Source organism: uncultured Tateyamaria sp., from assembly GCF_947487805.1.
Lineage (GTDB): Bacteria > Pseudomonadota > Alphaproteobacteria > Rhodobacterales > Rhodobacteraceae > Tateyamaria.
Genome location: NZ_CANKXW010000001.1, coordinates 312,752 through 333,503 on the forward strand (window position 1 = coordinate 312,752; position 20,752 = coordinate 333,503).

The following is a 20,752-nucleotide window of genomic DNA, read 5'->3' on the forward strand; positions in this document are numbered from 1 at the left end:
GCGGGTGGAGGGCGGATGGCGGATCGGCCCTTCGGGGAGAGTTTATCTGGCAAGATGAAGAGGATGCGCCGTGTCTGAAGCGCCCGCCAAATTCGTGACCGGGTCGCTGATGCGGCATGTCACGGTGATGTCGCTGACCTCGAGCGTCGGCATCATGGCGGTGTTTCTGGTCGATTTCATCGACATGGTGTTCATCGCGATGCTGGGCAAGGCCGAGTTGGCGGCGGCCATCGGCTATGCCGGGTCGATCCTGTTTTTCACTACGTCCTTTTCCATCGGCATGGCCATCGCGGTTGGCGCTCTGGTGGCCCGGTCGCTGGGGGCGGGCGACATGGCCGCGGCGCGGGCGCGCAGCAGTCACGGGCTGATCTATGGCGTGGGCTTTGGCAGTGCATTTGCGCTGTTTGTGTGGCTGAACATACCGCTGTTCGTGGGCTGGATCGGGGCAGAGGGCGAGACGGCCACGCTGGCCGAGGGGTATTTGCGCATCATTGTGCCGTCGCTGCCGTTTCTGGTTGTCGGCATGATGGGCGGTGGCATTCTGCGGGCGCACGGGGATGCGCGCCGGGCGATGATGGCCACGATCTATGGCGGCGGGGTGAACGCGGTTCTGGATCCGATCCTGATCTTTGGCTTCGGGCTGGATCTGACCGGGGCGGCGCTGGCGTCGGTGGCGGCGCGGGTGGTGATCGGGGTCACGGCGCTGGTGCCGATCCTGCGTCATCACGGGGGGCTGCCGCGTGCGGACTTGGCCGGCATGGCGCGGGATTTCGTGCCGCTGGTCACCATCGGGTTTCCCGCCATCCTGACGCAGCTGGCCACCCCGGTAGGCCAGGCCATCGTGACCCGGTCCATGGCCCAATACGGGTTAGAAGCGGTGGCCGGCATGGCCATTGTGGGGCGGTTGATGCCCGTATCCTTTGCGGTGATCTTTGCGCTGTCGGGGGCGGTCGGGCCAATTTTGGGCCAGAACTATGGCGCGGGGCGGGGCGACCGGGTGCGGCGGGGGTTCAATGCGGCGCTGATCTTTGCCGGTGGGGTGATTGTCGTGATTGCCGCGGTTCTGTTTGGCTTGCGCGGCGTGATTGTGGATCTGTTGGATGCGACGGGTGTGACCCGCGATCTGGTCTATCTGTTCTGCGGGCCGCTGGCGCTTTTGTTCTTTTTCAACGCGGTGCTGTTCGTGGCCAATGCGGCGTTCAACAACCTGGGCCATCCGTTCTATTCCACCTGGATGAACTGGGGCCGCAACACGGTGGCGATGGTGCCGCTGGTGTGGGTCTGTGCCACGCTGTTCGGCGCGCCGGGGGTGTTGATCGGACAATCGCTGGCCGGTGTGGTGTTTGGCGTCATCGCCTGGGTGCTGGCGCGGCGGGTGATCGCGCAGGGTGGTGCGGCGGGCCCGAGGGACAGTTTTGCCCGCGAGGGGCGTCTATTGTCGCTCTTGAACCTGCGCAAGTAGGCGGTCGGTCAGCGCCCGTTCCGCCACGTCCAGCCGCTGTGCGCGGGGGTAGAAAGGGGCCGCGCGGTCATCGAGCACGGGCGTGTCCCAGCCGTCAGTCGTGGAAAAGAACGCCTCGGCCCCGGCTGTGCCGAATTCGCGCAGATAACCCTGTACCACCACGTCGAGATAGCTGAGCAGGATGTGGTGGTCGCCATCGCTGCGCTGGTCTGCGGGCGGGACCTGATAGGCGGCGATTGTGTCGGCCTGCGCCTGATGCGTGACAGCCGCCGTGGCATCGATGCGGGCATAGCCGGTTTCGCGCAGATCCAGCGCGGCCCAGTCGGCATCCGGGACGGCGGCGATCAGGCCGTCGATGCTGTGCCCCGGTGCGGGGTCGATCGACAGGAAAACCACGTCGCGGCGCGCCGTGCGGACCCAGATCCGCCGCCACCCGTTGAGCGTGGCGGGCTGGGCATGGGGGTAGTCCTGCGTCGCGCGGTTGACGAGGCTGCCGTAGCCAAAGAACCACGGTGTCATGCGTCGGACATCAGGTCGCCGAAGTGGTCTGCGAGCCTCTCCCACACGGCCTCGGACGAGGCGCTGAGCAGGTAGCCGGTGGACACGGTCGCGTCATAGGCTGTGCCGTCCAGCATCGCGACCTTGCCGCCCGCCTGCTGGGTGATCAGGACGCCCGCGGCGTGGTCCCAGCTGTTGAGGTGGCCGGAGAGGACGAAATCAACCGCCCCCGTGGCCAGCAGCCGGTATTCGTGGGCGGAACAGCGCAGCGCCCCGGCAAAGGCAATCGCGCCCACCTTGGTCCACATCAGGGCGCGGTCGGCGGGGGGCATCAGGCGGATGTGCATGTAGCCTGCCAGTTGATCCAGCGGCTTGGCCGCGGCGGTGTGGATGGGCTTTTGCCGCCCCGACCGGGTTTGCCAGAGCGCGGGCGATGTGTTGTCGGCCAGAATGACGTCGTCGCCCACCGGGTCATAGATCAGGCCCAGCACCGGCTGGCCAAAACGGCAGACCGACACCATCGTGCCAAAGAGCGGCATGCCCTTGGCAAAGTTCCAGGTGCCGTCGACCGGATCGATGATAAAGCTCAGCTCGGCCGCGCCGATCCCGTCCAGCAGGTCGGGCGTCTTGGCGACGGCCTCTTCGCCGATGACAAGCGCGTGGGGGAAGGCCATTTGCAAGCCGCGTGTGATCATCGCCTCGGCGGCGATATCGGCCTGTGTGACCAGATCGTTTTCGTCTTTCTTCTGGTCGATGTCACCGGCGTCCAGCTGGCGAAAGCGGGGCATGATCTCCGCTTTGGCGGCGCGGCGCACGAGGTTGAGAAGCTGCGACTTCTGGGCCTGGGACAGGGGCGCTGTCACGGGCATGGGCAACTGGTCGGTCACGGCGTCGGTCATGGCGGGGCCTTTCCTTGATTCCGGTACTTGGGGGAGGGTGTGTCACGGCGCGCGCTGCGCTGCAAATGGCCGTTGTGTCGCAAGGGCTATTCCCGCCCCCTGAGCACCTGCGCGGGCCGCGCGGCCAGCGGGCCCCAGGCAAAGGCGAGGCCTGCCAGAAGGGTGGCCGCCACCCCGCCCAGCACGATGGCCAGCGCGGAGGGCCAGATCACCGTGAAATCGGTGTCCATGATGAACCGGCTGACGGCCCAGCCGCCCGCGATGCCAGCGGCCAGTGCGACCGCGCCCGCGCTGAGGCCCAGAAGGGCGGCGCGGGTGGCAAAGCTGATCAGGATGCGGCGGCGGGTGGCGCCCAGCGTCTTGAGCACCGCCGCCTCGTAGGTGCGGGCCTGCGTGCCCGCAGCGGCGGCGCCGATCAGCACGAGAAACCCGGTCAGCAGTGTTGCCGCCGCCCCGTAGGACGTGGCCGCCGCCAGCCCGGCCAGCACATCGCTGACCCGGTCGATGGCGTCGCGTACGCGGATCGCGGTCACGTTGGGATATGCGTTGGCGATGTCGCGCAGGATCGCGGTTTCGGCGGCATCCTCGGCATAGACGGTCGAGATGAACGTGTGCGGCGCGCCCTGCAAGGCGGCGGGATTCATCGACAGGATGAACCCGATGCCCGCGGTGGAAAAGTCGACCTCGCGGAACGAGGTGATGGTGCCGGAGATGTCCCGGCCCAGGATGTTGAGCGTCAGTTCATCGCCCAGCGACAGGCCCATTTCCTCGGCCTCTTCGGCGGCAAAGCTGATCTGGGGCGGGCCGGTGTACCCTTCGGGCCACCATGCGCCGGCGGTGATGCGCGTGTTTTCCGACGGGGTTTCGGAATAGGTGATGCCCCGGTCCCCCGAGATCACCCAGTGATCGCCCGCAACCTCACGGGCAGGGCGTCCGTTGATCCTGGTCAGCACGCCGCGCAGCATCGGCGCGCTGTCGACACGGCTGACGGCCGGATCATTCTCCAGCCGTTCGGCATAGCCCGCCATCTGGTCGCGCTGGATATCCACAAAGAAATAGCTGGGCGCCACATCGGGCAGGTTGCCCGTGATCGCGTTGCGCAGGTTGCCGTCGATCTGACCAACCGCGGCCAGGACAGACAGGCCGAGGCCAAGGGACAGGACCACGGAGGCCGCCCCTTCGCGTGTGCCGGAGATGGCCCCCAGCGCCCATCGCAGCGCCGGACGCCCGCGTGCGCGGGGGGCCGCATGGCGCGACAGCCAGCGCACCAGCGTCGCGGCCAGCGCCAGCAGACCCAGCGCAAAGGCGATGCCGCCCGCCGTCCACAGCGTCAGCCGCCATGTGCCGGAGAAAAGGCCCGCAGTGACGATCAGGGCGGCAAGCCCCGCGGCGATCCACGCAAGATAACGCGGCGCGGGCAGCAGCCGCGCCTTGTCCAGCGCATCGCGAAAGAGGGTCGCGGCGCGCACGTCCTCGGCGCGTGCCAGCGGCCAGAGCGTGAAGACAAAGGCGGTCAACACGCCGTAGACCGCCGCCTCGGCCAGAGGGGCGGGAAAGATCGTGAAGCTGGCGGGGATGGGCAGGCGCGCCTCGATCACCGGGGCGAGCAGCAGCGGCACCAGCGCACCCAGTACCAGCCCCATCACGATGCCAAGGACCGACAGGATGCCGATCTGGATGAAATAGGTCTGAAAGATCGTGCGCCGTTCGGCCCCCAAGGTGCGCAAGGTGGCGATCACGCCGGTCTTTTCCGACAAATAGGCGCGCACCGCCGCCGATACGCCAACGCCACCCACGGCCAGCCCGGACAGGCCCACAAGCACCAGAAACGCGCCCAGCCGGTTGACGAACTCTGCCACGCCCGGCGCGCCGTTGCGGGCATCGGTCCAGCGCATGCCACTGTTTTCAAACTGCGTCCGCGCGCGGGTTTCGAGGGTTTCGAGGTCGGTGCCTTCGGGCAGGACCAGCCGGTATTTGGAGTTGTAGAGCGTGCCGGGGGCCAACAGCTGTGCATTGGCCAGCGCCGTGCGCAGCACGATGGTGCGGGGCCCAAGGCCAAAGCCGCCTGCGGCGCTGTCGGGTTCGCGCGCGAGCGTTGCGCGCAGCTCAAAATCCTGCGTGCCAAGCCGGAATGTATCGCCCGGTTGCAGGCCCAGCCGGTCGATCAGCGCGCGTTCCATGACCGCGCCGGGCAATCCGCCTTTCGTGGCCAGCGCGTCCGCCAGCGGCAGGGGCGGGTCCAGCACGAGCTCGCCCACGAGGGGATAGGCGCTGTCCACGGCCTTGATCTGGGTCAGGCCGCGTTCGGCCCCGTCCGGGCCATCGACCACGGCCATGGACCGGAAATCCGCGATCTCGGAGATTTCAGTGGCCACCGAGGCCATCCAGGCGCGTTCGTCATCGGTGGCAAAACGGTAGGTGAAATCCAGCTCTGCATCGCCACCCAACAGCGCCGCCCCTTCGCGCTGCAACCCGGCCTCGATCGCGGAGCGGACAGAGCCCACGGCGGCGATGGCGGCGACGCCGAGGGTCAGACAGGCCAGAAAGATGCGAAAGCCGCGCAGGCCCCCGCGCAATTCGCGGCGGGCAAAGCGGGCGGAGGTGGCAAGGGTCATTCCGCGGCGGCCCGTGTCTCGGGTGCGATGCGCCCATCGGCCAGCCGGATCACCCGGTCGCAGCGCGCGGCGAGGTCGGCGGCGTGGGTGACCAGCACGAGTGTCGCGCCGTGCCGGTCGCGCAGGCCAAAGAGCAGGTCCATGATCGCGGCCCCGTTGACACCGTCAAGGTTGCCGGTGGGCTCATCGGCCAGCAGGATGTCGGGCCGCGTGACCGAGGCACGGGCCAGTGCCACGCGTTGCTGTTCGCCGCCCGACATCTGGCTGGGATAGTGCCCGCTGCGGTGGCCGAGGCCCACGGCCTCCAGCTCTTCGGCTGCGCGGTCAAAGGCGTCGGCGACCCCGGCCAGCTCAAGCGGGGTGGCGACGTTTTCCAGCGCGGTCATGGTGGGGATCAGGTGAAAGGACTGGAACACCACGCCCATATGCGCGCGGCGAAAGCGGGCCAGCGCGTCCTCGTTCAAGGGGGTGAGGTCCTGGCCCAGGGCATGGATGCTGCCCCCCGTGGCGCGCTCCAGCCCGCCCATCACCATCAGCAGTGACGATTTGCCGGACCCGGACGGCCCCACGAGGCCCACGGTTTCGCCCCGCATGATATCGAGGGTGATGCCGTGCAGGATATCGACCCGCCCGACATTGCCATCCAGACTGAGTGCCGCATTATTGAGGGACAGGACTGGATCGGGCATGAAGGGCGACCTTTATTGAGGACTGGGGCACGTCGGTGACCCTGTATTAGGCGGCGGCGGTTTACAGACGCTTACGAGGTCATATGGAGATCAGATCAACATGAGCAAGGTAGTGGCAGCGATTGTTTTGGCGCTGTGGGGGGCGGTGGCCTCCGCGGGTCAGGTGACGGTGGCCGCGCTGGGCGACAGTCTGACCCAGGGGTACGGGCTGCCTGTGGAGCAGGGATTTGTGCCGCAGCTGGAAGGTTGGCTGACCGCGCAGGGGCAGGATGTTGCGTTGATCAATGCGGGTGTGTCGGGGGATACGACCCAAGGCGGGCTGAGCCGTATCGACTGGACCCTGACGCCGGATGTCGATGCGCTGATCGTGACGCTGGGGGGCAACGACCTGTTGCGCGGGATCGCGCCGGAGGTCAGCCGCGCCAATCTGGACGCCATCGTTGCGCGCGCGACGCAGGCGGGCGTCGCCGTTCTGGTGGTGGGGATGCAGGCGCCGGGGAATTACGGGCCTGACTACAAGCAGGCCTTTGATGCGATGTACCCGGAGATCGCGGCCGACTACGGCGCGCTTTATGTAGAGAGCTTTTTCGAGGGGCTTGGCGGGGCCGGGACGGATCCTGCGGCGCTGGGCGCTTTCATGCAGGCCGACGGGATCCATCCCAATGCGGACGGGGTCGCGCGGATTGTCGAGGGGTTGGGGCCTCATGTGATCGCGCTGATCGAACGGGCCGAGTGAGATGCCGGGCCGCTTGTTCCTGACTGAAACGGCGAAAATGCTGGGTGCTGAGTTGGAAGCGGATGCGGCGGCAATCGCGCCTCTGCCAGTCCGCCACAACATCGCACCCGGTCAGGAGATTGTCGTCTTTGACGGTGCGCTCAGCCTGATGCGCTGGGGCATTGTGCCGGTGGGGCGGGTCAATGCGCGGGGTCGCCCGGTGATGGAGCAGATTATCAATGCGCGGTCCGAGACCGTGTTTGACAAGAGCGCCTTTGACGGCGTGGGCCGGGCGGTGATCCCGGTGAATGGCTGGTACGAATGGACGGGCCAGACGCGGCGCAAGACGGCGTGGCGGATCCGGCCACGCGATGCGGGCCTGTTGTATTTTGCGGCGATCACCGATGTGTGGACCGCGCCCGGCGGGTTGCGCGTACCCCAGGTCGCGGCGGTGACCTGCGCGCCCAACGCGGATGTGGAACCGATCCATCACCGCATGGGGGTGCTGTTGGACCGGGCGGACATTGCCACGTGGCTGGGCGATGATCTGGAGGCAGCCAAGGCGCTGATGGTGCCATGGCCCGTGGGCCGGTTGCACATCGAAGAGGCCAGCGATGTCAACTGGGACGGGCCGTGATCCAAAGGCCGCTGCGCGACACGATGTTTCAGGGGCTGCGCCCCGGCGCGTGCGCGCCTCCCCGGAATATCTGAACCCGTGGGCGCAGGGGGGCGGACGCAAAAGGGCGGCGCATCGCCGGGATGCACCGCCCTTGAAGCTGTGTGATCTGGCTGGCTTAGGCCAGTGCGATGTTCACGGCGCTTTCGCGGCCGTCACGGCCCGCTTCGAGGTCGAATGTGACCTTCTGGTTATCGGCCAGACCGGTCAGGCCCGAGCGCTCGACCGCGGAAATATGGACAAAGACGTCCTTGCCGCCGGACTCGGGCGCGATGAAACCGTAACCCTTTGTTGTGTTGAACCATTTGACGGTGCCATTTGCCATCGTCGTTACTCCTGAATTGATGCTGCCCGCGTCATGCGGCAGCTCGGCGTGGTCAAAAGATCGAGTGACTGAGCCGGAAGGAGCAGTGGGTCGATAGATGATGTAGCACGTCACATATGGCGCACAGACGCGTTTTTGCAAGTATTTCGGCGATCGCGCCGGGTTTCTGGCGGGTTGCTGCTTCTTTAGGCAGAGGCGGATTTTCCGCATGCGGTTTATTTTTTACCAGTTGATAAAAATATTAAGCTGTGAGACCGTTTCCCCATGAAATGATAGTTGCGACGGAGCGGACATGACGCAATCTCCTTTCTCACCGGGTGTGGCGGCGGGCCGTCTGGACGATGCGTCCTATGCGGAGAATTTCTCGGATCTGCACCCTGCGCTGGATGCGCACGAGGCGTTGGTGGCAGCGGATCGCTGCTATTTCTGCCATGACGCGCCGTGCATCACCGCCTGTCCGACCGACATCGATATCCCGCTGTTCATCCGTCAGATCGCGACCGGCACGCCGGATGCCGCGGCCAAGACGATCCTGAGCCAGAACATCATGGGCGGCATGTGCGCCCGCGTGTGCCCGACCGAAACCCTGTGCGAAGAGGCCTGCGTGCGCGAGGCGGCCGAAGGCAAGCCCGTGCTGATCGGGCAGTTGCAGCGCTTTGCGACCGACCATCTGCAAGCGCAGGGGGTTCATCCTTTCTCCCGTGCTGCGGTCACTGGTAAAACAGTGGCCGTGGTGGGGGCGGGACCGGCGGGCCTGTCCTGTGCACACCGGTTGGCGATGCTGGGGCACGAGGTGACCGTCTATGATGCGCGGCCCAAGCCCGGTGGGCTGAACGAGTATGGCATTGCCGCCTACAAGACGCCCGAAGGGTTTGCGCAGGCCGAGGTGGATTGGTTGCTCAAGATCGGGGGCATCACGATTGCGCATGACCGCGCGCTGGGCACGGATGTGACGCTGGCCACCTTGCAGGCCGAGCATGACGCGGTGTTCCTGGGGTTGGGACTGGGCGGTGTGAATGCGCTGGAGGTTGAAGGCGGCGACAGGGACGGTGTGCTGGACGCGGTCGATTTCATCGCCGATCTGCGTCAGGCGGGGGATCTGGCGGCACTGCCCGTGGGCCGCGACGTGGTGGTCATTGGCGGTGGCATGACGGCGGTGGATGCCGCGGTACAGGCCAAGCTTTTGGGCGCGCTGAACGTGACGTTGGCCTATCGGCGGGGTCGGGACCGTATGAATGCGAGCGTGTTCGAACAGGATCTCGCGGCGTCCAAGGGCGTGCGGATCATGACGCATGTGGTGCCCGTGGCGGTCCACGGCAACGGGTCGGTACGCGAGATCGAGTTTGAATATGTGAACCCGGACATGTCCAGCACGGGCGAGCTGGTGCGTGTGCCCGCCGATCAGGTGCTGCGCGCCATTGGTCAGACGCTGGAGGGCGCGGATCTGCCGGCGCTGGAGCGCGGCAAGATCGCGGTGACCGGTGCGGGGCGCACCTCCGTGGACGGTGTCTGGGCCGGGGGCGATTGCGCCACGGGTGGTGATGATCTGACCGTGACAGCCGTGGCCGAGGGCCGCGATGCGGCGATGGATATTCATGCAAGCCTGATGGGGTGATGGTGGGCGGATCGCCCACCCTACACGCGAAAGGATCGAACGATGGCAAACCTTCAAAGTGATTTCGTCGGGATCAAATCTCCCAATCCGTTCTGGCTGGCCTCGGCGCCGCCGACGGACAAGGAATACAATGTCCGCCGCGCCTTTGAGGCCGGGTGGGGCGGCGTGGTCTGGAAAACGCTGGGGTCCGAGGGCCCGCCGGTCGTCAACGTGAACGGGCCGCGCTATGGCGCGATCTATGGGGCGGATCGGCGGCTCTTGGGGCTCAACAACATTGAGTTGATCACCGACCGCGACCTGTACACCAACCTGGAAGAGATCAAGCGGGTGAAGGCCGATTACCCGGACCGCGCGATGATTGTCTCCATCATGGTGCCCTGCGAGGAAGAGGCGTGGAAAGCGATCCTACCGCTGGTCGAAGACACGGGCGCCGACGGGATCGAGCTGAACTTTGGCTGTCCGCACGGGATGTCGGAGCGCGGCATGGGGGCCGCCGTGGGGCAGGTGCCCGAATATATCGAAATGGTGACCCGCTGGTGCAAGCAGTACTATTCCAAGCCGGTTATCGTGAAGTTGACGCCCAACATCACCGATATCCGCAAACCTGCCGCAGCGGCCAAGGCGGGGGGTGCGGATGCGGTCAGCCTGATCAACACGATCAATTCGATCACGTCCGTGAACCTCGACACCATGTCGCCGGAGCCGTCGATTGACGGCAAGGGGTCGCATGGCGGCTATTGCGGGCCTGCGGTCAAGCCCATCGCGATGTCGATGGTGTCGGAGATTGCGCGCAATCCCGAGACGCACGGTCTGCCCATTTCCGGGATCGGCGGCGTCACCACATGGCGCGATGCGGCCGAATTCATCACGCTGGGCTGCGGCAACGTGCAGGTGTGCACGGCGGCGATGACATACGGGTTCAAGATCGTGCAGGAGATGATCAGCGGCCTGTCCGAGTGGATGGACGAGAAGGGCCACGCCAGCATCGAGGATTTCCGGGGTGCAGCGGTGCCCAATGTGACCGACTGGCAGTACCTGAACCTCAACTACGTGGCCAAGGCCAAGATCAACCAGGATCTGTGCATCTCGTGCGGGCGCTGCTTTGCCGCCTGCGAGGACACCTCGCACCAGGCGATTTCCATGTCAGAGGGCCGTGTATTCGAGGTGATCGACGACGAATGCGTGGCCTGCAACCTGTGCGTCAATGTCTGCCCGGTCGAGGATTGCATCACCATGGAGGCGATGGCCCCCGGTGCAGTCGACCCTCGCACCGGCAAGGTGGTGGAACCGGACTATGCCAACTGGACGACCCACCCCAACAACCCCACGGCCACCGCCGCGGAATAGGTCAGACGTCGGGGCGCCCTGTCGCGCCCCATTCCAGCCACGCGCGGTCCTGCGGCGCGAGGCTGGGCTCCATCACCGCGTCATAGGCCGCGAGCTCGGCTTCGGTCAGTTGGCCCGCCCATTTGCCATTGGTGCCGCTGTGAAAGAAATCGGCATCCGATTTCATGAACCCCTTGCCGCCTGACGGGGCATAGCGGGTCGCGTTGGCCTTCATATGATCGAAGGTCGCGGCCTGTACCAGTTGCGCCATCAACTCCGGCGGGTGGGCGATGTCCAGCAGGGCGGCCACGCGCGCGAAGGTGCCGGGCAAATCGCGGAGCATATCCGCATAGTGGAACAGCGACACATTCGGCCGGTCGGCCAATGCGGCGGCGGCCTTGTAGTGCCGGATGATATGGGCCAGCGCCATGGCATCGCCGTCGAACCCCTCGGGCCCGCCGTCAAGAAAACGGCGCAGGGTGACGCCATCAGGGTCATCCTCGGGATACCAGTGATCGAACCACGACATGGGGATGTTGCGCACGTGTTTGCGGTAGGAGAAATGCGCATCCAGCGGGTGGCGCAGCACGCAGATATACTGCGCCTTATCATCCAGCGGCAGCCCGTCCATGGGCGTGTGACTTTTCATGCTGCGTCGGTGGGGCATCGCCTCTAGCCGGGCGGCGATCTCGGACATCTCGCGGATGCGGATATCGACCCAGGGCATTTTCACCGACAGTTCCGTGTCGATGTCCGGATCACCGGCAAAGAGCAGGGCCACGATGGTCTGCATCCACGTGGTGCCGCATTTGGGCGGTGTGACGACAAACACGTCATCGGGGCGGATACGCACCATGTCCCACCGACGGTTGTCGGTCAATGGACCCAAATACAGCTTGCGATCTGTCATGAGGTCTGCGGTGTCAGCAACCGCCGGAACAGGGTTTCAAGATGCAGGCGCGCGCCCTGCATCGGGTCATCGCCCGACAGGATCTGGATCTGGGCGTCAAAGTCGGCATAGTGCTGCGTCGTCGACCAGATGGTGAACATCAGGTGGCGCGGATCGATCTGCGCCAGCTTGCCCGCCTCCATCCACCCCTGGATGACGGCGCATTTGTCGTCAAACAGCGGTTTGAGGTCCGTTTGCAGATGCGGCAGCATCCGTGGCGCGCCTTGCAGGATCTCGACCGCGAAAAGCCTGCTTTCCCGCGGCAGATCGCGCGACATGTCCAGCTTGCGCTGCACATAGGCCAAAAGCTCGGACATGGGATCGCCGTCCGCGTCCATTTCCACCAGCGGATCCAGCCATGTTTCCATCAACTGGCTGAGAAGGGTGACGTGGATCTCTTCCTTGCCCGCGAAATAGTAGAGGATGTTGGGCTTGGACAGCCCCGCCGCCTCCGCGATCTGGTCCAGCGTGGCACCGCGATAGCCGTGGGCCGAGAACACATCCAGCGCCGCATCGAGGATCAGGCTGCGGTTGCGCATCTGGATGCGGCTGGGTTTCTTCGGGGCGCCGTCGGGCATGTGCGGTCCTTTGGCCGGGGTATGCTGCAAGTCTAGGCAGATGCGCGGCCATTGGGCAATTCAGTTCAAAGCAGTTCTTGACAGAAAACACCCGTATCGCAATCGTAGCTTTACCAATTGGTCAAAAAGCGACCAGACAGACGACGGGGGATCCGATGGCCGCACCGGGCGAAAATCTGCGTATCAATGGCGACAGGCTGTGGGACAGCCTGATGGAGATGGCCAAGATCGGCCCCGGCGTGGCGGGCGGCAACAACCGCCAGACCCTGACGGACGAAGACGCAGAGGGCCGCGCGCTGTTCCAGTCGTGGTGCGAGGCGGCGGGCTGCAAAATGGGCCTTGATCAGATGGGCAACATGTTTGCAGAGCGCCCCGGCACCGACCCCGATGCGCTGCCCGTCTATGTGGGCAGCCACCTCGACACTCAACCCACGGGCGGCAAATATGACGGCGTGCTCGGTGTGCTGGGGGGGCTTGAGATCATCCGCACGCTCAACGATCTGGACGTAAAGACCAGACACCCCATCGTGGTGACGAACTTCACCAACGAGGAGGGCACACGCTACGCGCCCGCGATGCTGTCGTCGGGTGTGTTTGCGGGCATCCATACGCAGGACTGGGCCTACGATCGGGTCGACGCCGAAGGCAAAAGTTTTGGAGATGAGTTGACCCGCATCGGATGGCGGGGCGACGAAGAGGTCGGCGCGCGCAAGATGCATGCCTTTTTCGAGTTGCACATTGAACAGGGGCCAATCCTGGAGGCCGAAGGCAAGGATATCGGCGTAGTGACCCACGGGCAGGGCCTGTCATGGACCCAAGTGACGATTGAGGGCAAGGATAGCCACACCGGATCGACGCCGATGCCCATGCGCAAGAATGCGGGTCTGGGCATGGCGCGGGTGCTGGAAAAGGTCGACGAGATTGCCTGGAGCCATGCGCCCCATGCCGTGGGCGCTGCGGGCCATATCGACGTCTACCCCAACTCGCGCAACGTGATCCCCGGCAAGGTCGTGTTCACGGTCGATTTCCGCTCACCGGACCTGAGCGTGATCGAGGATATGGAGGCGCGCCTGCGCGTCGAGGGTCAGAAGATTGCCGACGACATGGGGCTGACAATTGCCTTTGAAAAGGTTGGTGGCTTTGATCCCGTGGCCTTTGATGAGGGCTGTGTGACCGCGGTGCGGTCAGCGGCAGAGCGGCTGGGATACAGTCACCAGAACATCATTTCCGGTGCCGGGCACGATGCGTGCTGGATCAACCAGGTGGCCCCGACGGCGATGGTGATGTGCCCTTGCGTCGATGGGCTGAGCCATAACGAGGCCGAAGAGATATCAAAGGACTGGGCCGCAGCGGGGGCGGATGTGCTGATGCACGCGGTGGTCGAAACGGCGGAGATTGTCGCGTGATCGACCCGGAACTGAGCCTTGCCGACCGCATTGCGGATCTGGTGGCCGCCGAGGCGCTGGACGCGCCGCGTGCAACGGCGACGCAGCGGGCAACGGTGGCTGCCTTCGAAGACGCGCTGGTGCAGCCCTTTGAAACGACGGTGAACTTCAGCGGCGGGATCACCCAGCGCTGTTGGACCGTCACCCGCAGCGATGGCGCATACCGCGTCGTCTATCTGCCGCGGGCGGGGTATTTCTCGCTCTGTGCAGAGAGTGATTTCGGGCCCCTCGACATTGGCGTGCACGGGCCGGCCTTGGGGTGTTTTGCAAGCGTGTGACTGGGGCGCTGCCCCAGACCCCGGGATATTTTTGGCCAAGAGAATTGGCTGACAGAGGAGTGATGACATGACCAAGGTGATCAAGGGCGGGATGGTCTGCACGGCAGACCGGACGTGGAAGGCCGATGTGTTGATCGAGGGCGAGACCATCAAGGCGATCGGCGAGGATTTGGTTGGCGATGAATATATTGATGCCGAGGGGGCTTATGTCATTCCCGGCGGCATCGATCCGCACACCCATCTCGAGATGCCGTTTATGGGCACCACTGCAGCCGAGACATTTGAGTCCGGCACGTGGGCGGCGGCCGTTGGCGGGACCACGATGATTGTGGATTTCTGTCTGCCCGGCGCGGATGGGTCGATCAAGAACGCAATCAACGAGTGGCATCGCAAGTCGGCGCCGCAGATTTGTTCGGATGTGGGTTATCACATGGCGATCACCGGCTGGAACGAGGATGTGTTCAATGAGATGAAGGATGCCGTCGATATGGGCGTCAATTCCTTCAAGCATTTCATGGCCTACAAGGGCGCGTTGATGATCGAGGATGACGAGATGTTCGCGTCGTTCAAGCGCTGTGCCGAGTTGGGCGCGCTGCCCATGGTCCATGCCGAGAACGGTGATCTCGTGGCCGAGATGCAGCAGAAGTATTTCGATCAGGGCATCACCGGGCCTGAGGGCCACGCCTATAGTCGCCCGCCCGAATTTGAGGGTGAGGCGGCCAACCGCGCCATTACGATTGCGGATGCGGCGGGTGTGCCTTTGTACATCGTGCATGTGTCCTGTGAGCAGGCGCATGAAGCCATTCGCCGCGCGCGTCAGAAGGGCATGCGGGTGTACGGCGAGCCGTTGATCCAGTTCCTCACGCTGGATGAGAGCGTGTATTTCGACACCGACTGGGATTATGCCGCGCGGCGTGTGATGTCGCCGCCCTTCCGGTCGAAGGATCATCAGGACTCGCTCTGGGCCGGGTTGCAGTCGGGGTCTTTGCAAGTGGTGGCCACGGATCACGCGGCCTTTAACACCGAGCAGAAGCGCGCAGGCCGCGATGATTTCCGCATCATTCCCAATGGATCGAACGGGCTTGAGGAACGCCTTGCCGTGCTGTGGACCGAAGGGGTTGAGACGGGCCGCTTGACGCCGAACGAGTTTGTCGCCGCGACCTCGACCAATGTCGCCAAGATCCTGAACATCTATCCCAAGAAGGGCGCGATTGTGGAGGGGGCCGATGCCGATATCGTCGTATGGGATCCCAAGATCACCAAGACGATTTCGCCCGCAAACCACCATTCGGTACTGGACTACAACGTGTTCGAAGGGTTCGAGGTGAAGGCACAGTCGCGGTACACGTTGAGCCGCGGTGAAGTGATCTGGGCCTGGGGGCAGAATTCGCAGCCTTCACCGGGGCGGGGCAAGTTCGTACCGCGCCCCGCGTTTTCGTCGGCGTCTCAGGCGCTGAGCAAGTGGAAGGCGCTGACCGCACCCAAGATGATCGAGCGCGATCCTTTGAATATTCCGGCGGGGATTTGATAGGGAATTGAAGATACAACAAACAAAAAAGATGAACTTGCTGCGTTGGTTTTGGGCCTGCTTCTGTTCGGTCCAGTCCGGAGCACTTGCAATATGTGTGGGTCTATTGGTCTTGGAGCAAGGTCCGGTTGGTGTATTTGAGGGCGTCGCTGTATGGAGTGTTGGGCAGATCGCAATCTTTCCGATTTCCATTCTTGCTCTGCCTTTGGGCGCGTTTCTTCGGATGGTGCTTGGTTTCCTCTTTGTTCGGGCAAAACTAACTGCGCTGGCGACAGGAACCACAATTGGAGTTTTGTCCTCTGGCGCGCTGGCGATCACCACGAGCGTGACGGCGTGGGACGATTGGGTGACTTTCCTTCTGTTTGGCGCGCTTGCCGGTATGGTGGGTGGCTGGACTTGGTGGCAGATTGAAAGACCGTCTTTGGAAGAAATTCAAAATGACTGACAAACAAGCTGAAAATACCGGAACCGAACAGACGGTGATTTTGGCGGAAAAACTCGATCTGACCTTTCAGACCAATGATGGTCCGGTGCATGCCCTCAAGGGTGTGTCGCTGGATATCGGGAAGGGCGATTTCGTGTCCTTCATTGGCCCATCAGGCTGTGGCAAGACGACATTCCTGCGCTGCATGGCGGACCTTGAGCAACCCACGGGGGGCACCATTACAGTGAATGGCGTCTCACCCGAGGCCGCGCGCATGGCGCGGGCTTATGGTTATGTGTTTCAGGCCGCAGGGCTTTACCCATGGCGTACCATTGGGCGCAACATTTCGCTGCCGCTGGAGATCATGGGATATTCCAAGGCGGATCAGGCCGAGCGGGTTTCGCGTGTGCTGGAATTGGTGGAACTGGCCGGGTTCGAGAACAAGTTCCCGTGGCAGCTGTCGGGCGGCATGCAGCAACGGGCGAGCATTGCACGCGCATTGGCTTTTGATGCGGATATCCTGCTCATGGACGAACCCTTTGGTGCGTTAGACGAAATTGTCAGGGATCACCTGAACGAACAGCTCTTGCATCTGTGGGCGCGGACGGAAAAAACCATCGCCTTTGTGACCCACTCGATCCCCGAAGCGGTGTACCTCAGCACCAAGATTGTTGTCATGTCACCCCGCCCGGGCCGGATCACAGACGTCATCGAAAGCCCGCTGCCCAAGGAACGCCCACTCGACATTCGCGAAAGCCCGGCCTTTCTGGAGGTGGCGCACCGCGTGCGCGAAGGGCTGCGTGCAGGGCATGCGCATGTCTAGGGCGGCGCCATCACCGGCGCAGGGTCGGACATTCGCCCGGACCCTGCCACCGAACCGCTATTTGGGTGAAGGCGCGGCCACCCCCTTCATCGTTCACGGTCATCGGCATGCCTGCCTGTACCGTGGGAGCAGCGTGGCGCGTAATTCTTTCATTGTTCTTAAAATATGCAAAAAACTGGGCGTTTTGCTGGTGCTGGATTTTGCATATTTGTGGAACAATGAAGCCTGCGGAGGGCGCTGTCATGCGTAGCATAGTGCCTGTCTTGACCGTGGTCGGGGTGATCTTTGCCCTGTGGTACGCAGCCGCGATCTGGCTGAACGCGGCGTGGGCCTATGACAAGGCCAAGCGGGCCGATGTTGCGTTGAGCACAAGCGAGCTGGTGGCCGACACCTGGTCGCAGGAGAAGCCGCGGCTGCCCGCGCCGCATCAGGTTGGGGCCGAGATCTGGAAGACGACCGGGGCGATGGTGGCCAAGGGGCGCGCCTTTTCCAAGCGGTCGTTGATCTATCATTCCTGGATCACTTTGAGTGCTACGCTTTTGGGTTTTGCCTTGGGCACCGGGCTGGGAATCCTGTTGGCGGTGGGCATCGTTTACAACACGGTCATGGATCGGTCGGTCATGCCTTGGGTGATCACAAGTCAGACGATACCGATCCTTGCATTGGCACCGATGATCATCGTCGTGCTCAATGCCGTGGGCATTTCCGGCTTGCTGCCCAAGGCGATGATCTCGATGTATCTGTCGTTCTTTCCGGTTGTGGTCGGCATGGTCAAGGGGCTGCGCAGTCCCGAGGTGATGCAGCTGGACCAGATGCGCACATGGAATGCCAGCGCGTCCCAGACCTTTTGGCGGCTGCGGCTGCCGGCTTCGATGCCCTACCTCTTTGCCTCGCTCAAGGTCGGTATGGCGGCGAGCCTTGTGGGGGCCATTGTCGGTGAGTTGCCGACGGGGGCGGTCGCGGGTCTTGGTGCGCGCCTGCTCGCGGGCAGCTATTACGGCCAGACGATCCAGATCTGGTCGGCCCTGATCATGGCGGCGGCTTTGGCGGCCGTTCTGGTCGCCATCATCGGTGTCATTCAGCGGGTGACCCTGTCGCGGATGGGGATGGCGTGATGGGATGGATCCTTTTTGCCGTGGGTGCGTGGATTGTGGGCTGGGCGTTGAACGTCCGGCTTGCCCGGCTTGCGCCCTCGCGGGCCGTGCGGCTTGCGATGCCCGTTCTCTTTGGTGTGACCATTATCGCTATCTGGGAGGGGGTCGTGCGCGGTTTTGACGTCTCGGCAGTTCTGTTGCCCGCCCCATCAGTGATCGCCACGACCTTTGCCGCGTCCACCGCGATCCTGTGGGAGGATTTCGTGCAGACGGTCATCAAGGGCGCATTGACCGGCTACATCATCGGGTGTGGCAGTGCGGTATTGACGGCGATTGCCATCGACCGGTCGGATTTCCTGCGCCGCGGGCTGATGCCTGTGGGCAACTTCGTGGCTGCGCTGCCCATTGTCGGCATGGCACCGATCCTCGTGATGTGGTTCGGGTTCGACTGGCAGTCCAAGGCCGCCGTGGTCGTGGTCATGGTGTTCTTTCCGGTGCTTGTGAACACGGTCGAAGGGTTGCAGGCGGCCAGTGCCATGCAGCGTGACCTGATGCGCACCTATGCGGCGTCCTCGGCCACCACGCTCTTGAAACTGCGCCTGCCCATGGCGATGCCCTTCATCTTCAACGGGCTCAAGATCGCCACGACACTCGCGCTGATCGGCGCAATTGTTGCCGAATTTTTCGGCTCGCCCATCCGTGGCATGGGCTTTCGCATCTCGGTCTCGGTGGGGCAGCTTGCGCTGGACCTCGTCTGGGCCGAAATTGTCGTCGCTGCCCTCGTGGGGTCTGCCGCCTATGGCGGCGTTGCCCTGATCGAGCGGGTTGTGACATTCTGGCATCCATCCCAACGGGCCCGATCCTAGAGGCCCGGTTTTACCATCAACAAGGAGAGTACACATGAAAATCATTACCACCTTCGCCGCCAGCGCAGCACTCGGGCTGTCGGCCATGGCCGCTCAGGCCGCCGACGATGTCACGCTGCAACTCAAGTGGGTCACGCAGGCGCAATTTGCAGGCTACTATGTGGCGCTGGACAAGGGGTTCTACGAGGAAGAAGACCTGAACGTCACCATCAAGCCCGGTGGCCCCGACATTGCGCCCACGCAGGTGCTGGCCGGGGGCGGCGCGGATGTGACCGTCGAATGGATGCCCGCAGCCTTGGCCGCGCGGGAAAAGGGTCTGGGCATGGTCAACATCGCACAACCGTTCAAGTCCTCGGGCATGATGCTGACCTGCCGCAAGGATGCGGGCGTGAGCAGCACGGATGACTTCCCCGGCAAGACGCTGGGTGTCTGGTTCTTTGGCAACGAATTCCCGTTCCTGTCGTGGATGAGCCAGCTGGGCATTGCCACGGACGGGTCGGACGGCGGCGTGACCGTGCTGAAACAGGGGTTCAACGTGGATCCGATCCTGCAAGGGCAGGCGGCCTGTGTCTCGACGATGACCTATAACGAATACTGGCAGATCATCGATGCGGGCCTGACGCCCGAGGAATTGCAGGTGTTCAAATACGAGGACCAAGGCGTCGCCACGCTCGAAGACGGGCTTTATGCGCTCGAGGAAAACCTCGCCGACCCGGAATTCGAGGACAAGATGGTGCGGTTCGTGCGCGCCTCGATGAAAGGCTGGAAATACGCCGAGGAGAACCCGGACGAAGCGGCAGAGATCGTGTTGGACAATGACGCATCCGGCGCGCAGACCGAAAAGCATCAAAAGCGGATGATGGGCGAGATCGCCAAACTGACCGCAGGGTCGAACGGATCGCTGGATCCCGCCGATTACGAACGCACGGTGGCATCGCTGCTGTCCGGCGGATCGGACCCGGTGATTTCCAAGGCACCTGAAGGGGCCTGGACACATGCGATCACGGACAAGGCGCTGAACTAAGCCCGCATTTCCGGGATTTGGAAAAGGCCGGCCTTCGGGCTGGCCTTTTTTGTGCCTGTTGGGCTGGACTTTGCCACGCGCCGCTCCATTTCTTGACGCTGACACAGGAGCGCACCACATGACACGTATGGAAGATTTGCAGCCCGATCTGGACGAACAGACCCGCCAGGACGCCGTGTACCAAGCCGCGATGCAGTCGCTTGCCGCGTCCCGCCGCGAGACGGAGCGTCAGGGATATGTCGTGATCGGCGGCGCCATGAGCTATGGCGAAGGCGCGCTGGGCGACGGCTGGTTTGCCAAGACAAGCCATGCGGCGAAACTGTTTATGATCGCGTTTGGCTGTGCTGTGCCGCCATTTCTGGTGTGGTGGGTGCTGCTCTGACGGTAGGATTTTTCTGTCCCGCAACAACGTTCACGAGAGCGGACGCAATCGGGGCAAAGTGAGCGCTGCACAGATACCCAAAGCGTAAATCGGCAGTACTTGCACTGGAAACATCCATGGCAGTGTTACCGACACAATGACGCCTGCTGCTATGCCAACGGGAAGTCCAAAACCTGCAAACAGACCGGCCAATGCACCGACCGCCGGGAATGCAAGACAAACCAAAAACAAATCCCTGATCCAACGTTTCCCCATAAATGGATAAACTGTGCGCACCCAAAGCAATGCCGCCAGACCGCTCGCTACGGCAAGCCACCAGAAATTGCTTGGGTCGTTGCCTGGATTCACGTTTCTTTCGTAGATCCACGCCGAACTGATTGCGCACGCAGCAGCAATGACCAGAGCAATTTTCACTATCATCTCTCCAGCGGCTTTGGTTGTTAGAAGGTCGCCGTCAGCTACGACCTTACATAGTTTACCCGATTTCCCTTAGAATAGCTTTCATTGTAACCAAAGGTGAAAGTGGTTGCTGAGAAAACTG

At 63.4% G+C, this 20,752-nt stretch carries 22 protein-coding genes; 14 read left to right on the forward strand and 8 right to left on the reverse strand.

Annotation, left to right across the window (positions count from 1 at the left end; all coding sequences use genetic code 11):
* Positions 1 to 70 precede the first annotated feature (70 nt).
* A complete protein-coding gene (locus Q0949_RS01580) occupies positions 71 to 1,462 on the forward strand; it encodes an MATE family efflux transporter (protein WP_299367589.1) in 1,392 nt (463 codons plus the stop codon).
* Here the strand turns inward: Q0949_RS01580 and Q0949_RS01585 are convergent.
* From Q0949_RS01585 to Q0949_RS01600, 4 genes are all read right to left on the reverse strand, one after another.
* Entirely contained in the window at positions 1,433 to 1,981 is a 549-nt protein-coding gene (locus tag Q0949_RS01585; protein ID WP_299367592.1) for a gamma-glutamylcyclotransferase family protein, read from the reverse strand. The genes Q0949_RS01580 and Q0949_RS01585 overlap by 30 nt on opposite strands.
* Positions 1,978 to 2,859 (reverse strand): inositol monophosphatase, encoded by an 882-nt coding sequence (locus tag Q0949_RS01590; RefSeq protein WP_299367594.1) that lies wholly within the window; start codon positions 2,857 to 2,859, stop codon positions 1,978 to 1,980. Before Q0949_RS01590 ends, Q0949_RS01585 begins: the two co-directional genes overlap by 4 nt.
* 86 nt (positions 2,860 to 2,945) lie before the next feature.
* Positions 2,946 to 5,474 (reverse strand): FtsX-like permease family protein, encoded by a 2,529-nt coding sequence (locus Q0949_RS01595; RefSeq protein WP_299367597.1) that lies wholly within the window; start codon positions 5,472 to 5,474, stop codon positions 2,946 to 2,948.
* The gene (locus Q0949_RS01600; RefSeq protein WP_299367600.1) at positions 5,471 to 6,163 is read right to left on the reverse strand and encodes an ATP-binding cassette domain-containing protein; all 693 of its coding nucleotides are present in this window, start codon (positions 6,161 to 6,163) and stop codon (positions 5,471 to 5,473) included. Before Q0949_RS01600 ends, Q0949_RS01595 begins: the two co-directional genes overlap by 4 nt.
* 100 nt (positions 6,164 to 6,263) lie before the next feature.
* Here Q0949_RS01600 and Q0949_RS01605 point away from each other — a divergent pair, with 100 nt between their 5' ends.
* Both Q0949_RS01605 and Q0949_RS01610 read left to right on the forward strand, forming a co-directional pair.
* On the forward strand, positions 6,264 to 6,899 hold the full coding sequence (locus Q0949_RS01605) for an arylesterase (RefSeq protein WP_299367603.1): 636 nt from the start codon (positions 6,264 to 6,266) through the stop codon (positions 6,897 to 6,899).
* Between the two features lies 1 nt (position 6,900).
* Positions 6,901 to 7,515 carry an SOS response-associated peptidase gene (locus Q0949_RS01610; protein WP_299367606.1) on the forward strand — a complete coding sequence of 205 codons (615 nt, stop codon included), beginning with the start codon at positions 6,901 to 6,903 and terminating at the stop codon, positions 7,513 to 7,515.
* Positions 7,516 to 7,672: 157 nt separating this feature from the next.
* Here the strand turns inward: Q0949_RS01610 and Q0949_RS01615 are convergent, their stop codons facing one another.
* A complete protein-coding gene (locus tag Q0949_RS01615) occupies positions 7,673 to 7,879 on the reverse strand; it encodes a cold-shock protein (protein ID WP_039685727.1) in 207 nt (68 codons plus the stop codon).
* A 292-nt stretch (positions 7,880 to 8,171) separates the two neighbouring features.
* On the opposite strand from Q0949_RS01615, the gene Q0949_RS01620 reads away from it, so the two are divergent.
* Both Q0949_RS01620 and preA read left to right on the forward strand, forming a co-directional pair.
* Positions 8,172 to 9,494, forward strand: a complete 1,323-nt coding sequence (locus Q0949_RS01620) for an NAD(P)-dependent oxidoreductase (protein ID WP_299367608.1) — start codon at positions 8,172 to 8,174, stop codon at positions 9,492 to 9,494.
* 42 nt (positions 9,495 to 9,536) lie between these two features.
* Complete coding sequence (gene preA, locus Q0949_RS01625) at positions 9,537 to 10,841, forward strand: NAD-dependent dihydropyrimidine dehydrogenase subunit PreA (RefSeq protein ID WP_299367611.1); 1,305 nt, start codon at positions 9,537 to 9,539, stop codon at positions 10,839 to 10,841.
* Position 10,842: 1 nt separating this feature from the next.
* Here the strand turns inward: preA and Q0949_RS01630 are convergent, their stop codons facing one another.
* Positions 10,843 to 11,730: a sulfotransferase domain-containing protein gene (locus Q0949_RS01630; protein ID WP_299367613.1), complete on the reverse strand. Its 888-nt coding sequence runs from the start codon at positions 11,728 to 11,730 to the stop codon at positions 10,843 to 10,845.
* Positions 11,727 to 12,347, reverse strand: coding sequence for a TetR family transcriptional regulator C-terminal domain-containing protein (locus tag Q0949_RS01635; protein ID WP_299367616.1), 621 nt, complete (start codon positions 12,345 to 12,347; stop codon positions 11,727 to 11,729). Before Q0949_RS01635 ends, Q0949_RS01630 begins: the two co-directional genes overlap by 4 nt.
* A 155-nt stretch (positions 12,348 to 12,502) precedes the next feature.
* On the opposite strand from Q0949_RS01635, the gene Q0949_RS01640 reads away from it, so the two are divergent.
* The 9 genes from Q0949_RS01640 (at position 12,503) to Q0949_RS01680 (ending at position 20,211) form a co-directional block, all read left to right on the forward strand.
* Positions 12,503 to 13,753, forward strand: a complete 1,251-nt coding sequence (locus tag Q0949_RS01640) for a Zn-dependent hydrolase (protein ID WP_299367619.1) — start codon at positions 12,503 to 12,505, stop codon at positions 13,751 to 13,753.
* A complete protein-coding gene (locus Q0949_RS01645; protein ID WP_299367622.1) occupies positions 13,750 to 14,070 on the forward strand; it encodes a hypothetical protein in 321 nt (106 codons plus the stop codon). The genes Q0949_RS01640 and Q0949_RS01645 overlap by 4 nt, the downstream gene beginning before the upstream one ends.
* A gap of 67 nt (positions 14,071 to 14,137) precedes the next feature.
* Complete coding sequence (gene hydA / locus Q0949_RS01650) at positions 14,138 to 15,598, forward strand: dihydropyrimidinase (RefSeq protein WP_299367625.1); 1,461 nt, start codon at positions 14,138 to 14,140, stop codon at positions 15,596 to 15,598.
* A 31-nt stretch (positions 15,599 to 15,629) separates the two neighbouring features.
* Complete coding sequence (locus Q0949_RS01655; RefSeq protein WP_299367628.1) at positions 15,630 to 16,043, forward strand: hypothetical protein; 414 nt, start codon at positions 15,630 to 15,632, stop codon at positions 16,041 to 16,043.
* On the forward strand, positions 16,036 to 16,845 hold the full coding sequence (locus Q0949_RS01660; RefSeq protein ID WP_299367631.1) for an ABC transporter ATP-binding protein: 810 nt from the start codon (positions 16,036 to 16,038) through the stop codon (positions 16,843 to 16,845). Before Q0949_RS01655 ends, Q0949_RS01660 begins: the two co-directional genes overlap by 8 nt.
* A 242-nt stretch (positions 16,846 to 17,087) precedes the next feature.
* Positions 17,088 to 17,960, forward strand: coding sequence for an ABC transporter permease (locus tag Q0949_RS01665; protein ID WP_299367634.1), 873 nt, complete (start codon positions 17,088 to 17,090; stop codon positions 17,958 to 17,960).
* Positions 17,960 to 18,805 (forward strand): ABC transporter permease, encoded by an 846-nt coding sequence (locus tag Q0949_RS01670; RefSeq protein WP_299367636.1) that lies wholly within the window; start codon positions 17,960 to 17,962, stop codon positions 18,803 to 18,805. The genes Q0949_RS01665 and Q0949_RS01670 overlap by 1 nt, the downstream gene beginning before the upstream one ends.
* Positions 18,806 to 18,839: 34 nt before the next feature.
* Entirely contained in the window at positions 18,840 to 19,829 is a 990-nt protein-coding gene (locus Q0949_RS01675) for an ABC transporter substrate-binding protein (protein ID WP_299367639.1), read from the forward strand.
* A gap of 118 nt (positions 19,830 to 19,947) precedes the next feature.
* Positions 19,948 to 20,211 (forward strand): hypothetical protein, encoded by a 264-nt coding sequence (locus Q0949_RS01680; RefSeq protein WP_299367642.1) that lies wholly within the window; start codon positions 19,948 to 19,950, stop codon positions 20,209 to 20,211.
* Positions 20,212 to 20,241: 30 nt separating this feature from the next.
* Here the strand turns inward: Q0949_RS01680 and Q0949_RS01685 are convergent, their stop codons facing one another.
* Positions 20,242 to 20,625, reverse strand: a complete 384-nt coding sequence (locus Q0949_RS01685) for a hypothetical protein (protein WP_299367645.1) — start codon at positions 20,623 to 20,625, stop codon at positions 20,242 to 20,244.
* Positions 20,626 to 20,752: the final 127 nt, after the last annotated feature.